11 protein-coding genes are annotated in these 12,403 nt (G+C 69.5%); 2 read left to right on the top strand and 9 right to left on the bottom strand.

Annotated elements, in window-relative coordinates:
- Positions 1-270 precede the first annotated feature (270 nt).
- Together ACFWX1_RS20925 and ACFWX1_RS20930 are read right to left on the bottom strand one after the other, a co-directional pair.
- Positions 271-1,200: a dihydrodipicolinate synthase family protein gene (locus ACFWX1_RS20925; RefSeq protein WP_378389660.1), complete on the bottom strand. Its 930-nt coding sequence runs from the start codon at positions 1,198-1,200 to the stop codon at positions 271-273.
- A 29-nt stretch (positions 1,201-1,229) separates the two neighbouring features.
- Complete coding sequence (locus tag ACFWX1_RS20930; protein WP_378389662.1) at positions 1,230-2,645, bottom strand: sialate:H+ symport family MFS transporter; 1,416 nt, start codon at positions 2,643-2,645, stop codon at positions 1,230-1,232.
- 85 nt (positions 2,646-2,730) lie between these two features.
- On the opposite strand from ACFWX1_RS20930, the gene ACFWX1_RS20935 reads away from it, so the two are divergent.
- Positions 2,731-3,411 carry a FadR/GntR family transcriptional regulator gene (locus ACFWX1_RS20935; RefSeq protein ID WP_378389664.1) on the top strand — a complete coding sequence of 227 codons (681 nt, stop codon included), beginning with the start codon at positions 2,731-2,733 and terminating at the stop codon, positions 3,409-3,411.
- A 5-nt stretch (positions 3,412-3,416) separates the two neighbouring features.
- Here the strand turns inward: ACFWX1_RS20935 and ACFWX1_RS20940 are convergent, their stop codons facing one another.
- The 7 genes from ACFWX1_RS20940 to ACFWX1_RS20970 all read right to left on the bottom strand — a co-directional run bounded on the left by ACFWX1_RS20940 (position 3,417) and on the right by ACFWX1_RS20970 (position 11,166).
- Positions 3,417-4,184, bottom strand: a complete 768-nt coding sequence (locus ACFWX1_RS20940; RefSeq protein WP_378389666.1) for a hypothetical protein — start codon at positions 4,182-4,184, stop codon at positions 3,417-3,419.
- Positions 4,171-5,736 carry a substrate-binding domain-containing protein gene (locus ACFWX1_RS20945; protein WP_378389668.1) on the bottom strand — a complete coding sequence of 522 codons (1,566 nt, stop codon included), beginning with the start codon at positions 5,734-5,736 and terminating at the stop codon, positions 4,171-4,173. The genes ACFWX1_RS20940 and ACFWX1_RS20945 overlap by 14 nt, the downstream gene beginning before the upstream one ends.
- Positions 5,733-6,947: a hypothetical protein gene (locus tag ACFWX1_RS20950; protein ID WP_378389670.1), complete on the bottom strand. Its 1,215-nt coding sequence runs from the start codon at positions 6,945-6,947 to the stop codon at positions 5,733-5,735. The genes ACFWX1_RS20945 and ACFWX1_RS20950 overlap by 4 nt, the downstream gene beginning before the upstream one ends.
- Positions 6,948-7,089: 142 nt before the next feature.
- Positions 7,090-8,112 carry an alpha/beta fold hydrolase gene (locus tag ACFWX1_RS20955; protein ID WP_378389671.1) on the bottom strand — a complete coding sequence of 341 codons (1,023 nt, stop codon included), beginning with the start codon at positions 8,110-8,112 and terminating at the stop codon, positions 7,090-7,092.
- A gap of 8 nt (positions 8,113-8,120) precedes the next feature.
- Positions 8,121-9,344 carry an amidohydrolase family protein gene (locus ACFWX1_RS20960; RefSeq protein ID WP_378389673.1) on the bottom strand — a complete coding sequence of 408 codons (1,224 nt, stop codon included), beginning with the start codon at positions 9,342-9,344 and terminating at the stop codon, positions 8,121-8,123.
- Positions 9,341-9,778, bottom strand: coding sequence for a GAF domain-containing protein (locus ACFWX1_RS20965; RefSeq protein WP_378389675.1), 438 nt, complete (start codon positions 9,776-9,778; stop codon positions 9,341-9,343). The genes ACFWX1_RS20960 and ACFWX1_RS20965 overlap by 4 nt, the downstream gene beginning before the upstream one ends.
- Positions 9,775-11,166 carry an MFS transporter gene (locus ACFWX1_RS20970; RefSeq protein WP_378389677.1) on the bottom strand — a complete coding sequence of 464 codons (1,392 nt, stop codon included), beginning with the start codon at positions 11,164-11,166 and terminating at the stop codon, positions 9,775-9,777. The genes ACFWX1_RS20965 and ACFWX1_RS20970 overlap by 4 nt, the downstream gene beginning before the upstream one ends.
- 136 nt (positions 11,167-11,302) lie before the next feature.
- Here ACFWX1_RS20970 and ACFWX1_RS20975 point away from each other — a divergent pair, with 136 nt between their 5' ends.
- Positions 11,303-12,181: a MurR/RpiR family transcriptional regulator gene (locus ACFWX1_RS20975; RefSeq protein WP_378389679.1), complete on the top strand. Its 879-nt coding sequence runs from the start codon at positions 11,303-11,305 to the stop codon at positions 12,179-12,181.
- The last annotated feature ends 222 nt before the right edge of the window (positions 12,182-12,403 follow it).

Here is a 12,403-nt window from a genome sequence, read left to right on the forward strand (position 1 = left end):
TGGTCGTGGGGGGGGGGGGGGGGGCGGGGGCGGGTTGTGGCGCGCCGGCCGTGAGGGGGGGTCCCGCGGCCGAGCCCCCCCCCCCCCCCGCCCCCCACGCCGGGCGGCGCGGTCGGGGTGGCGGGGAGAGTCCGAGGGACGCCCTGGGTGCATCCACCGCACCCAGGGCGTCCCTCGGCGCACCCAACGCACCCAGGGACGCCCTTGTCGCAACCGCAGCGGCCCGGCAGGCACCCAACCCGAGTGTCCACAAAGGACACACTCGGGCCTTCACGGACGTAGCGGGCCGAGTCCCAGGTCGCCGAGCAGGGCGGCGATTTCGCGGATTTCCGCGTCGGTGAGCGGAAGCAGCGGCGGGCTGGTGCGCGCGTCGGAGATGACGCCACGCAGTGCCACGGCGGCCTTGAACGCGCCGAGGGCGCCCGCAGTGTGGCCGATCCGCCGCCGGTCGGCCACGGTCGTGATGGTGAACAGCCGGGCCAGCCGGTCCTGTTCGGCCTTCGCGGCCGCGACGTCCCCCGCAGCAGCCGCTCCGTACAGCCGGACGTAGCCCTCCGGGTCCACATTGCCCAGTCCCGGCACCACTCCGGCCGCGCCCAGTTGGACGGCGGTGTCCGCGAAGAGTTCGGATCCGGTCAGCGCGGGCAGTTCCGGGAGCCGGCGCAGGATTTCGCGGAAGCCGGCGAGATCGCCGCTGGAGTCCTTCAGCGCGACGACGGCGTCCGTTTCCACGAGCCGCTCGACGATGTCCGGGGTCAGCCGCGCGCCGACCGCGGACGGGATATCGTAGGCCACCAAAGGAATTCCGGCCGCGTCCCGCACCGCGTGGAAATGCGCGACGATCTCGTCGGGGTGCGGCTGGACGTAGTACGGCGCGGTGACGACGACGGCGTCCGCGCCGAGGGTTCCGGCCTGCCTGGCGTGCCCGATGACCTGCCGCGTCCCGCTGTCGACGGCGCCGACCAGGACCGGCACGGCCCCGGCGACCTCGTCCACGGCGGTCTCGACGACCACGCGGCGTTGTCCCGCGTCGAGGAGCGCGACTTCGCCGGAGGAGCCGCAGAGGAACACGCCGTGCACCCCGGCGTCCAGCTGGAAGCGGATGAGCCTCCGCAGCGAGGCGGCGTCCACGTCCCCGTCCGGGCCGAGCGGGGTGACCAATGGCGGGACGACACCGTGAAGGCGCAGGGAGTCAGCCATGGCAGAAGAAACCTTTCTCGAACAGCGGGTCATTCGGCGGGCGTGAGGGCCGAAGTGGCCCTGGCACGCGAGGAAAGCCTTGCGGGGACGTCGAATCCGACGAGCAGCGCGGTGAGCAGGGTCAGCCCGGTGGCGAGCAGGGCCAGCGCCGTGCCGAGCCCGAGGTGCGCGGCGATCTGAGTGCCCAGGACCGGCGCGACCGCGCCGCCCAGCGCTCCGACGTTGTAGGTGAAGCCGAGCCCGGCGGCCCGCAGCCGCACCGGGAAGTGGTCGCCGATGTACTTCGGCAGCAGCCCGGCCACCCCGGCGCCGGTGAGTTGCAAGGCGAACAACAACACGCACACCAGAAGGAAATTGCCGGGACCGAGCGCGAACACAGGGAAGACGAACACCAGCGACAGCAACAGGCCTGCGACGTAGGTGCGCCGGGTGCCGAACCGGTCGCCGGCGAGGCCGGCCAGGCAGCAGCCCGCCGCGTAGCCGAGACCGGCCCAGGTCAGGGCGCCCGCCACCTCGCCGGCCCCGTAGTGCGACACGGTCTTGAGGTAGGTGGGCAGCAGCGACTGGATCGGCCAGGAGAACAGGAACGCGCAGAACACGGTGACCATCAGCGCCACCGCCATCGGCCAGTCCCGGCCGGTCAGCTGCACCGCGAACACCACGAAACCCAGTACGGACAAGGCAATCCACAACCACGAAAGCCCGCCGGACGAGCCGGAGAAGATCAGCACGAGGGACACCGCGACCACCACGCCGAGCGCGGCGTTGGCCCAGACCCGGCGGCCGGACAGCAGCACCGACGCGCTGGTCTCGCGCACGCGCCGCCGCGCCACCTCACGCGTCCAGTCGGCCGCCTCGGGCAGCGACCGGCGGATCCACAGGGTGAGCAGAACCGGGAGGATCCCGAGCCAGAACAGCCACCGCCAGCCGAAGCTCGGCACGATGAGCCCGTAGGCCTGCGCGGCGAGGACATTGCCGACCGGGAACGCCGCGAGCAGGAACCCGCTGGCCCGGTTGCGCAGCGAGGCGGGCCAGCTCTCCATGACGTACGTGGTGCTGGAGCCGTACTCGCCGGCCATGCCGATCCCGACGATCGCCCGGAACACGAACAACGACCAGTAGCTCCAGGCGAAACCGCACAGCGCGGTGCCCACCGCGTAACACAGGATGCTGAGGATCATGGCGGGCCTGCGGCCGAAGCGGTCGCCGATCGCGCCGAGCAGCAGACCACCGAACCAGCGCGACACGAACGCCGCGGAGACCAGGCTCGCCGCGCTCGCCAGCGTCAGGTGCAGCGAGCCCGCGAGCTCGGTCAGCACCAGCGTGATGATCACGAAGTCGAACCCGTCCAGCAGGTAGCCCAGCCAGGCCGCGCCGAACGCCTTCCACTGCCCGCGATCCAGCCGCCGGTACCACGGCACGCCCGAGAGCTCCACGTCGCTCACCTTCTTCGATGGTCGCGTGTATACGTAGGACGTTGGACGTCTTACGATGGATGGGTACCGTAACCCACGGACCGAGGAGGGGGCAATGGTGCGAGCACTGCGCAGCCAGGAGTTGGTCGAGTCGATCATCGCGCTGATCGACCGCGAGGAGCTCGGTGCCGGGGATCCGCTCCCCCCGGAGCACAAGCTGATGGCGGAGTTCGACGCCGCCCGCAACTCCGTGCGCGAGGCGGTGCGCACGCTCCAGGCGCTCGGCATCGTCGACATCCGGCACGGGCACGGCACCTTCGTCGGCACCGCGAGCATGACGGCGCTCATCCCGTCCCTGCTGTTCCGCACCAAGGCCCGCTCCCGCGACGACCTCAGCGGCCTGTACGACCTGATGGAGGTCCGCCAGATCCTGGAGACCGATCTGGCCCGGCGCGTCGCGGAGCATCCTCCAGCGAAGCTGCTCGACGAACTCCAGGACCGCGTCGAGCGTATGCGCGAGCCGGCCACGGCCCCCGCCGCGGACCGGGAGTTCCACGAGCTGATCTGCGCGGCCGCGGGCAACGACCTCGCGCTCGAGCTGGTGCGGTTGTTCTGGGAGGTCTACCAGCAGGCCGAGTCACTGGTCGGACCGACACTGTCCACTTCGGACGCTTTGGTCGCCAAGCACCAGAAGATCGTCGACGCGATCCGCGGCGGAAAGCGCGCCGAGATCACCGAAGCCGTGCACCACCACTTCGACGAAATCCGCGCACGGATCGCGGCCCGCAAGAACTGACCGGGCTACTGGAAGATCGCGATGGGGTGGATCACCAGTTCCCGGCTGTGCGGGTCCCACTCCTGGACCTTGCCGAGGCACCGCGCCTGAAAGGTGCCCTCGCCGCGGTTGCGTCGCAATCCCTCGTCGACGCATTCGACGCGGACCCGCGCGCCACCGCCTGCCTCCCCCGGATCACCGTACGGCGCGGTGAAGATCGTGGTCTGTTCGGTCTTGCTGACCGCCTTGAACCTGCCGAGAACCGAGACGTACCCCTCGAGGTCGACGAGCCGGACGGGCGCCACCGGATCGAGATCCTGGCGGCGTTGTTCCCTGGCCAGTGCCTTGTTCCGGATGAGCCGCTGCCTGCGGAGGTCGATGTAGACGATGTCGTGCTCCTTCTCCAGCACGTCGAGGATGATGCCGATGACGGTGATCGGCTTCGCTTCCTTGATGTAGGTGCTGAAGATTTCCTGGGTGACGCCCTTTTCCGCGCTCCCCTTGAGCGACGACAGCTCCGCGGTGACACTCGCCTTGCTGCCCCGGACGAGTTTCTCCTCCACCTGCTGGCTGAGCGCGGGTTCGTAGCGGCGCCGCTGATAGAGGTCGAGCACGGACTCGCCGTCGAGGTAGAAGCTGATGTCGAGGTGACGCGGCTGTGGGGCGTACCGGCGGCTTCGCCACCAGTGCACGCCCGCGATTCCGACGGCTGCCACGAAAGCCAGCGCCGTGCCCGTCCACACGAGCATCCACGGCCACCACACGCTCCACCAGAGGGCACTATTCGCAGCCACGGATCTCCTTGAAGGCTTCTTGAAGAGAGGAGGCGCCCGCGTCGACCATCCGCCCTCCGGTGTCGCGGGCCACCCGGTCGAGTTCGCCGGAATTGGCTTCCCCGAAGCGGATCGAGTAGGTGTGCACGTCCCGCGCCGCGGGCGCCTGCGCCCGGTAGTGGCCGAGGAACTCCTCGATCCCCTCCCCCGCGTTGTTCTCCCCATCGGTCATCAGCACGATGGACACGCGTTTCCCGGGATTCTCGCCCAGCAGGCTCGCGGCCTTCCGGTAGGCGTGGTCGAGGCTGGACCAGACCGCGGTGCTGCCGTCGAAATCGTCGACCGCGACGAAATCCCGCACGGAGTTCAGGTCGCTTTCGCTCTCGATGGCGAAGGTCCGTTCGTCGAGGATCCGCCCGCCGAACCTGATGACCGAGAACTTTTCGCCCTTGTAGAAGCGGGCGAACTTACCCGAACGCGAGCCGTCCGCCCCGGCGAGTCCGGCGAACGCCTCGCGCAGTTTCGCGATGCGTGCGCCCGCCATCGACCGCGAGTAGTCGAGCAGGAAGATCACCTGCCCGGCGACCGCGCCCCGGTCGTAGTTGGCCAGCAGCCGGTCGACGACCGCCTGCTCGTCGGGGAAGTACAGCGCGTTGCCGATCGACTGCCCCAGCCGCGGATCACGGGGAACGGCCGGGTCCAGCGGCCGGCGCAGGGTCCGTTCCATGAGTTTTCGCTGCACCGGCTCGCTCTTGAGCCAGCCGACCACCTTGTCGTATGCGGTGCGCTGGGCGGGATCGAGCAGCAGCAGCGGGTACTCGGACAGCATCATGCCGTCCTCGGGATAGATGATCTCCATCGGCTCGCGCAGTTTTCCGCCGCCGTTGAGCGAAAGCAGCACGGACTCGTAGTTGATCAGCCCGTCCGCGTCGTCCTGGCGCCCGGCAAACTCGTCCGCGAGCCGCCGTGAGGTGTTCGCGGTGAGCGACTGACCGGTGAGGAAACCGCGGAGCCGGTCACAGGTGACGTCCTCCGGGCGCAGCGCGCGGCCGGTCCCCGCCGCCGCGGTCGCCACGCCGACCAGCGCGGACAGCCCGCTGCCGGTCTGCCTCGGATCCGCCATGCCGAACCGCACCAGCCCGGCGGCCGCGCCGTTCGCGACGTCGGCCCAGGACAGCCGCGGATGCCCGGCGTGGCGCCGGAGCCGTTCGGCCGCCTGCGGCTTCAGGCCGATCACCAGCGGCGAGCTCATGATGTTCGTCGATGCCGGTTTCGGCCCGGTGTAGCCGGAAGCCTTGAGCTTGAGCTCGAAGTACCGCGCGGAGGACAACCAGGCGAGCTGGTGGCGGTAGCCGCCGGGATTCAGCGCGTTGTCCGCCTCCACCGTGCCCTGGTAGTCCATCTCCAGCGTGATCCCGGTTTCCTTGCGCAGATCGTCGAGCAGGGGCCGGACGTCGTCGAGCTCCGAGCTGGCCAGCACACGCAGGGTGGTGGCGGCCGAGGAGCCCGTCGTGCACGAAGTGGTCAGCACCAGGAGGACGCAGAGCGCGAGCAGGCCGAGCCGTGCGGTCATCGGCACCCACCGACCTGGTTCAGCAGCATCTCCAGCTGGTTCAGGTCCGGTATCCGGGCGCTGGTCTCGTCGGCTTGCGGCGCCGGTACCGGGATCCCCCGCTCCGTCAGGAATTCCCACAGCCGCTGGCTCGACGTAGTGGCGCTGGGATCGAGTACCCGGAAGCCGAGTTCCATCGCCCGCCTGCGCAGCGCCGGGTCTTCGGTGAGCAGCCGGCCGAGCCGGTCCCCGTTCTCGTCGAGGGCGATGAGCTGGGGCTGGGTGAGCACGCCGGGCGTGGGATAGAGCAGCACGCGATCGGTGTCCGCCTGCCCCGTCCTGGCCTGGTAGGAGAGCTGGTAGGCGAAGTACTGGTGCTCGTAGGCCACCAGGACGGGGGCGATCGACTTCCCCTCCGGGGTGCCGTAGGAGCGCATCATCTCGCCTGCGGTCAGTCCCTGCGCCTTGACCAGCTCGTTGATCTTCCCGGCCAGCACCGTCACCTCGCCGTCGTTCCGGGGGACCCGGCCGTTGTTCCGGATGGAAGCGACCATCGCCACGTACGTCCCCGCCGAGTTGGCCTCGCACATGTTCGGGGTCTTGGCGAGGATCGTGGTGCCGTTCGTGGTGCCGAGCCGCTCGATGCCGATGCTGTTCCACGACCGGTTCTGCTCGGCGAGATCGAGGAACCTGGCGAGATCGAGGTCGTAGTAGAGATTGCCGGGGGCTCCCTGTCCGCCGCGCGGCGTGGCCGCACCGGCGCCGCGCAGCGCTTCCGCGTAGGCACGGTAGGTGGGCAGCACCAGCGGGGTGACGAAAGGCTGATGCACCTTGGGGCTTTTTCCGCTCTCCCGGAGCTTTCCGATGAGCAGATCCGCCGCCGGTTGGCCCGAAGGGAACACGAAATCGTAGCCCTCGGTCTCGTGCGTGGCGACGTCGCGAGAGCCCTGGGTCTTCGTGACCTCCACCCTGATGCGATGTTTCAGCAGAAGTTCCTTCACCGTGTCGTCCTCGAAGTACTCGGCTTTCGAGGCCATTTCGCCTTTCAGCGTGACGACCGGTTCGAACGGCAGGAACAGGTTGCCGGAGACGAACAGCACGACGATCCCGACGACGGCGAGGATCGCGGGCGGCGTGAACGGCACCAGAAACCGTTTCCGCACGTAGAAAGCGGGCGGTGGGGGCTGGACGATGAGTGGGGGTTCCTCGACGGTCGAGCTGTCGGTCGTCACCGGCTTCTCCTCGGAGGGGCGCGAGAACGCACGCGTCGACCTTCAAGTCGAGCCGATGACCCGAGGCGTTACAGGGGACGCGCCCGGCCCCGGTTTTCACCACGTGGTAAGGAATCGTGACGAAAACCGGGGAGACGTACCACTAACGAGCCAGCAACTCCTTGAGTGCGGCGTCGATGAACTCGATGTCCACCGGATTGTTGCCGCCACCGGCGAAATGGCCCCAGACGCCGGGGATCACGCGATGCTCGGCGTCGGCGATGTACTGGCACGCCCACGCCTCGTCCTCGGGCGGGAAGTAGAGGTCCTTCTCCGCGGGCAGCACCATCGCCTTCGCGGTGATCGAGCGCAGCGCGGCCACCGTGTCCCCGTCGAATCCCGGCGTCCGGCCGACGTCGGCGTTCTGCCAGGTCCACAGCATGGTGAGCAAGTTGTTCGCGTCGCGGTCGTCGAGGAAGAATCCCTCCCAGAAGCCGACCAGGAAATCCTCGAGCGAGCTGTAGCCCAGCTCGCGGTAGACCTGATTCCAGTAGAACGCCTGGGAAAAGCCCCAGCCCGCGTACACCCGCGCCGCCGCGCGCAGGCCCTTGACCGGCGGCTGGTCGTACCACCCGCCGCGGAAGGCGTCGTCCGCGGTGAGCGCGGCCTTGACGCCTTCGAGGAACACCTTGTTGTGCTCACTGGTGACCGACGACCCGCAGAACGGCGCGATCCGCTGCACCATCTCCGGATGCGACACCGCCCACTGGTAGGTCTGCCCGGCGCCCATGGACCATCCGGTCACCAGCGGCAGCGTCCGGATGCCGAAGTGCTCGGTCACCAGCCGGTGCTGGGCCGCGACGTTGTCCGCCATGGTCACGTTCGGGAAGCGCGCCCTGTCGTACGGCGGCGGGGTGTTGCTCGGCGAGCTGGACAGGCCGTTGCCGAGCATGTTGGGCACGATGATGAAGTACCGCGCCGGATCGAGCGCCCTGCCCTCGCCGATCAGCCACTCGTTGTCCCAGTGGCGGCCCGAATACCAGGTCGGGTAGACGATCGCATTGCTTTTGTCCGCGTCGAGCGTGCCGTAGGTCTTGTACGCCAGCCGCGCGCCGCGCAGTGTCGCGCCGTGTTGCAGGACGAAGTCGCCGAGTTCGAAGATCTCGTAGTCGGGCACCGGGTCCACCTTTCTTCTCAGGCCGCCGCACCGGCGACCGGGACCCCGCCCTGGACGACATGGCGGAAGCGCTCCGGTTCGGCCAGCACACCGAGGTCGGCCAGCGGGTCGTCGTCGAGCACCAGCAGGTCGGCATGCGCTCCTGGTACCAGCGTACCGATCTTGCCGGTCAGGTTCAGCAGTTCGGCCGCGGTCGAGGTCGCGGACCGGATGACGTCCAAAGGGGACTGGACTTCCCCGCGCAACCGGAACTCGTGGTTCTGGTGCCGGTGCATACCACCGAGCAGATCGGTGCCGTAGACCAGTTTCACACCGCCGCGCGCGGCCCGTTCCAGCGCGGCCATACCAGCGCCGAGGACGTCGTCCACCTTGCGCCAGCTGCCTTCCGGCAGGCCGTGTTCGCGGCCCTCTTCCTTCAGCGCCCAGTACGTCACGAGCGTCGGCACGAGGAACGCGTCGTGTTCGGCGAACAGCTCGACACTGCGGTCGTCGAGGAGATTGCCGTGTTCGATCGAGCGGACACCGAGTTCCAGCGCGCGATTGACGGCGCGGGCGGTGTACGCGTGCGCGGCGACGTACCGGTTCGCCGCCTCGGCTTCCTCGACGATCGCGCGGATTTCGTCGGCGGAGTACTGGATCGAGTCGATCCGGTCGGTCGGCGAGGCCACGCCGCCGGAGGCCATGATCTTGATGTGGTGCGCGCCCTTGCGCAGTTCGTCGCGGGCCGCGGCGCGGACGGCGTCGACACCGTCGGCGACCCGGCCGAGCCCGGCGCAGCACGGATGGTCGTCCTGGACGTGGGCGCCGCGGGTACGGCCGTCGCCGTGCCCGCCGGTCTGGCTCAGCGCGCGGCCGCAGAACAACAGCCGGGGACCGCGGAACAGCCCTTCCGCCTGGGCGTCGGCGAGACCGTAGTCGGCGCCGGAGGCGTCACGGACCGTGGTGAAGCCGCGGTCGAGCATCCGGCTCATCGTGCGGGCGCTGTGTGCGGCCACATAGGACGGTGACGAGGACGGCAGCGAGCCCAGATCCGCGGTCGAGGCCGTCACGTGGACGTGCGCGTCGATCAGCCCCGGCAGCACGAACGCACCGCGCAGGTCCTCGGTCCGGACGTCGGCCGCGGTGAGGCCGGGGCCCACCTCGGCGATGCGGCCGTCGGCGCACCGCAGGTCCCCCTCGGTGTACTCCCCCGTCAGCGGGTCGAGCAGCCGGGCGTTGCGTAGCAGCAACGATCCGTTCACTGGTTCTCCTTTTCTTCGAGTTCCCGTAGCGCCGGGATCGCCGACGCGGAAAGGGACTGGGCCGTCACCACGGAATCCTGGTCGTAGCTGCCTTCCGCGTCGAGGATGTTGAGCACCCCGAGCGTCCGGCCGCCGTCGACCACTGGCACGTTGATAACCGCACCGCAGCCGAGTTCGGTGATCAACGCGTGGTCGGCGAAGATCTCCCGCACCGCGGCCGCGTCCGGCCCAAAATAGGGCTGCTGCCCGGTGATGCAGCGCGCGAGCCAGCCGGCGGCGACCTCGACGGTCTTCTCCCCACCGACCGGATACTGCTCGGGATGGCTGCTGTGCACGCGCCGCAGCGCGCGGCGTTCCGGCACCCAGGCGAGCACGGTGAACAGCCGCACGCCGATCGCGGCGCGCACCTGTTCCTCCACAATGGACAGTGTCACTTCGTCATCTCCTTCGCGGTGGCCACCGGGGCACCGTGTTCGGTCAGTTCCTCGAGCGAGCGGCCCGCGGTGGACAGGCCGAACACGATCACGCACACCACCCCGGCCACCAGGACGGCAGTGGTGAGGCCGAAGACACCGGCGAACCCGAGGCTCGCCGCGGACAGGCCGATGATCGTCGGCGCCAGGATGCTGCCTACCCGGCCGAACGCGCTGGACAGGCCGGTGCCGCTGGCCCGGATCCAGGTCGGGAACACTTCGGGGGTGTAGGAGTACACCCCGGCGTAGGTGCCGTTGAGGAAGAACGACAGCACCGCCCCGGCCAGGGTGATCGACCACGGCGCGTTCATCTGACTCAGCCAGAAAGCGCTTACCGCCGAACCCGTCAGGTACAGCGCGATGGTGTGCTTGCGGTCGAGCCGTTCGGACAGCCAGGCCGCGGAGAAGTACCCGGGCACCTGGGCGAGGTAGATGATGATCGAGAACTCGAAGCTCTTGGTCACCGTGATCCCGCGGTCGACCAGCAGCGTCGGGATCCACGAGAAGAAGCCGTAGTAGGAGAACGTGATCACGAACCAGACGGTCCAGATCACCGCCGTGCGGCGCGCCATCGCGGGGCTCCACAGGAACTTCAGCGCACTGAGGAGGTTGACCTTCGGCGTCTGCGTCGCGGGCTGGGCGTCGGCGGCGGGAACGGGCGGCAACGCGGTCCCGGTGGCCTTTTCGACGTCTCGTTCCAATGTGGACACGATGTGTTCCGCCTCGGCGTCCCGTCCTTGGGCGAGCAGGAAACGCGGCGACTCGGGCAGGGAGCGGCGCCACCACAGCAGCATGACGATCGGCAGCGCGGTGATCAGCTGCGCGATCCGCCAGCCGTCGGGCAGCGAGGGCACGACGAACCGGCCGATCAGCGCGGCCGCGACGAAGCCGAAGGAGAAGAAGCCGGCGAGCGCGCCCACGAACCAGCCGCGCCGCTTGGCGGGGACGAACTCGGAAAGGAACGGCGCGATGATCGCGCTCTCGGCCCCCGCGCCCGCACCGGCCAGCACCCTGGCCCCGAGGAACACCTCGTAGTTCGGGGAAAAGGCCGCCACGACCGAGAACAGCGCGTAGAAGGCCAGCGCGTACATCATGACCTTCTTGCGGCCGATGCGGTCGCCGAGCAGACCGGCGGCGATCGCGCCGAACAGGAAACCGAACGGGGTGGCCGAGCCGATCAGCCCCAGCTGACCGTTGTCGAGGTGCCACACCGCCTTCGCGCTGGGCAGGAGGAAGGCGACGATCGCGGAGTCCATCCCGTCGAAGGTGTAGCCGAGCCCGCCGATGAGCAGCAGTTTGTAGTGGGGGCGGCTCAGCGGGAGCCGATCCAGTCGGGCCAGCAGCGTCATGGGGAACGCCTTCCGTGTCCGGGCCATCGAGAGTGCGGACAACGTATACTGCACTTCCACGGATCTGCAATGGTCTTTGCAAGTGCCCGTGCCGGTACGGTCCGTTACGGTTACGCGATCGAGAGGGGGCACCGAGATGACGGAAACGGGGAGCGACGACGGTTTCGAGGCGTGGCTGCGGGACCGGCTGCCCGAACGGGGACTCCGGCCGAAGTCGGCAGCGGTGCTCGAAGTGCTTGTCTCCCAGCCGAGGCGGGCCTCGTTCGGCTCGACGGCCGAGCTGGCACAGCTCGCCGGGGTCAACGTCGCGACCGTGACCCGCACGGCGCAGGCGCTGGGTTTCGCCGGCTGGCCCGCGCTGCAACAGGAACTGCGGGCGCGCTACATGTCGTCACTCAGCGCGCCGCAGGTCGCCGAGGAACACCGCGGCGTCGGCTCGCCGGGCTCGGCGTCCCTGCGCCGCGATCTCGACAGTCTCGCCCTGCTCAACCGGCGGTTCGACGAGGAGGTGATCCGCGAGGTCGCCCAGGCGCTCGCCGCGGCGCGCCGCACGGTGGTGCTCGCCGACGGGAGCTATGCCGCCGTCGGAATCGCCTTCGCGCACAACGCGCGGCTCGCCGGCTACGACGTCCACGCGGTGACCGCGGGCAACGCGGAACTCGCCAATGTCGTCGCGAAACTCACCGCCGACGACGTTCTGGTCGCGATCAGTTTCTGGCGCCTGTACGAAAGCACGGTCCGCGCCGCGAACGAGGCCAAGAGCCGGGGCGCGCGGGTGTTCGCCATCACCGACGCCGCGAGCCCGGCACTCGCGAACGCCGCGGAACACGTCCTCATGGTCCCGGCCGAGGGCGTGACGTTCTTCCCCTCCCTGACCGCGGGAATGGCGCTGGTCCAGGCGATCGTGGCCCAGCTGGCCGCGGTCGACCCGGACCGCACCGGCGAGTCCATCGAGGCGGCGGAGGCGATGTGGTCCCGGTTCGACCTGCTACACCGCCGCCCCGGCGGGAAGTAGTGTCCCTTGTGGACGGACCGCGTGCTCAGGACGTGCCGAGCGTGCGGCGGGCCGCCCAGCCGAGCAGGAGCAGCTCCAGCACGGAGAAGCCGAGCAGCGCCGTGGGGGGGGGGGGGCCGCCCCCCCCCCCCCCCCCCAGAGCGAGAGGCGGGAACAGCCCCGCGGGAGGGGGGGGGGTCGAAACCCCCCGCGCGGGCGCCCCCCCAGCACGGACCGGCCCCC

The sequence above is a fragment of the Amycolatopsis sp. NPDC059021 genome (assembly GCF_042739895.1).
In the GTDB taxonomy this organism is placed as follows: domain Bacteria; phylum Actinomycetota; class Actinomycetes; order Mycobacteriales; family Pseudonocardiaceae; genus Amycolatopsis.

What these genes read in the sequence shown, in the direction of transcription:
- ACFWX1_RS20925 (WP_378389660.1), bottom strand. Translation starts at nt 1,200, where the DNA reads ATGGCTGACTCCCTGCGCCTTCACGGTGTCGTCCCGCCATTGGTCACC.
- ACFWX1_RS20935 (WP_378389664.1), top strand. Translation starts at nt 2,731, where the DNA reads ATGGTGCGAGCACTGCGCAGCCAGGAGTTGGTCGAGTCGATCATCGCG.
- ACFWX1_RS20945 (WP_378389668.1), bottom strand. Translation starts at nt 5,736, where the DNA reads ATGACCGCACGGCTCGGCCTGCTCGCGCTCTGCGTCCTCCTGGTGCTG.
- ACFWX1_RS20970 (WP_378389677.1), bottom strand. Translation starts at nt 11,166, where the DNA reads ATGACGCTGCTGGCCCGACTGGATCGGCTCCCGCTGAGCCGCCCCCAC.
- ACFWX1_RS20975 (WP_378389679.1), top strand. Translation starts at nt 11,303, where the DNA reads ATGACGGAAACGGGGAGCGACGACGGTTTCGAGGCGTGGCTGCGGGAC.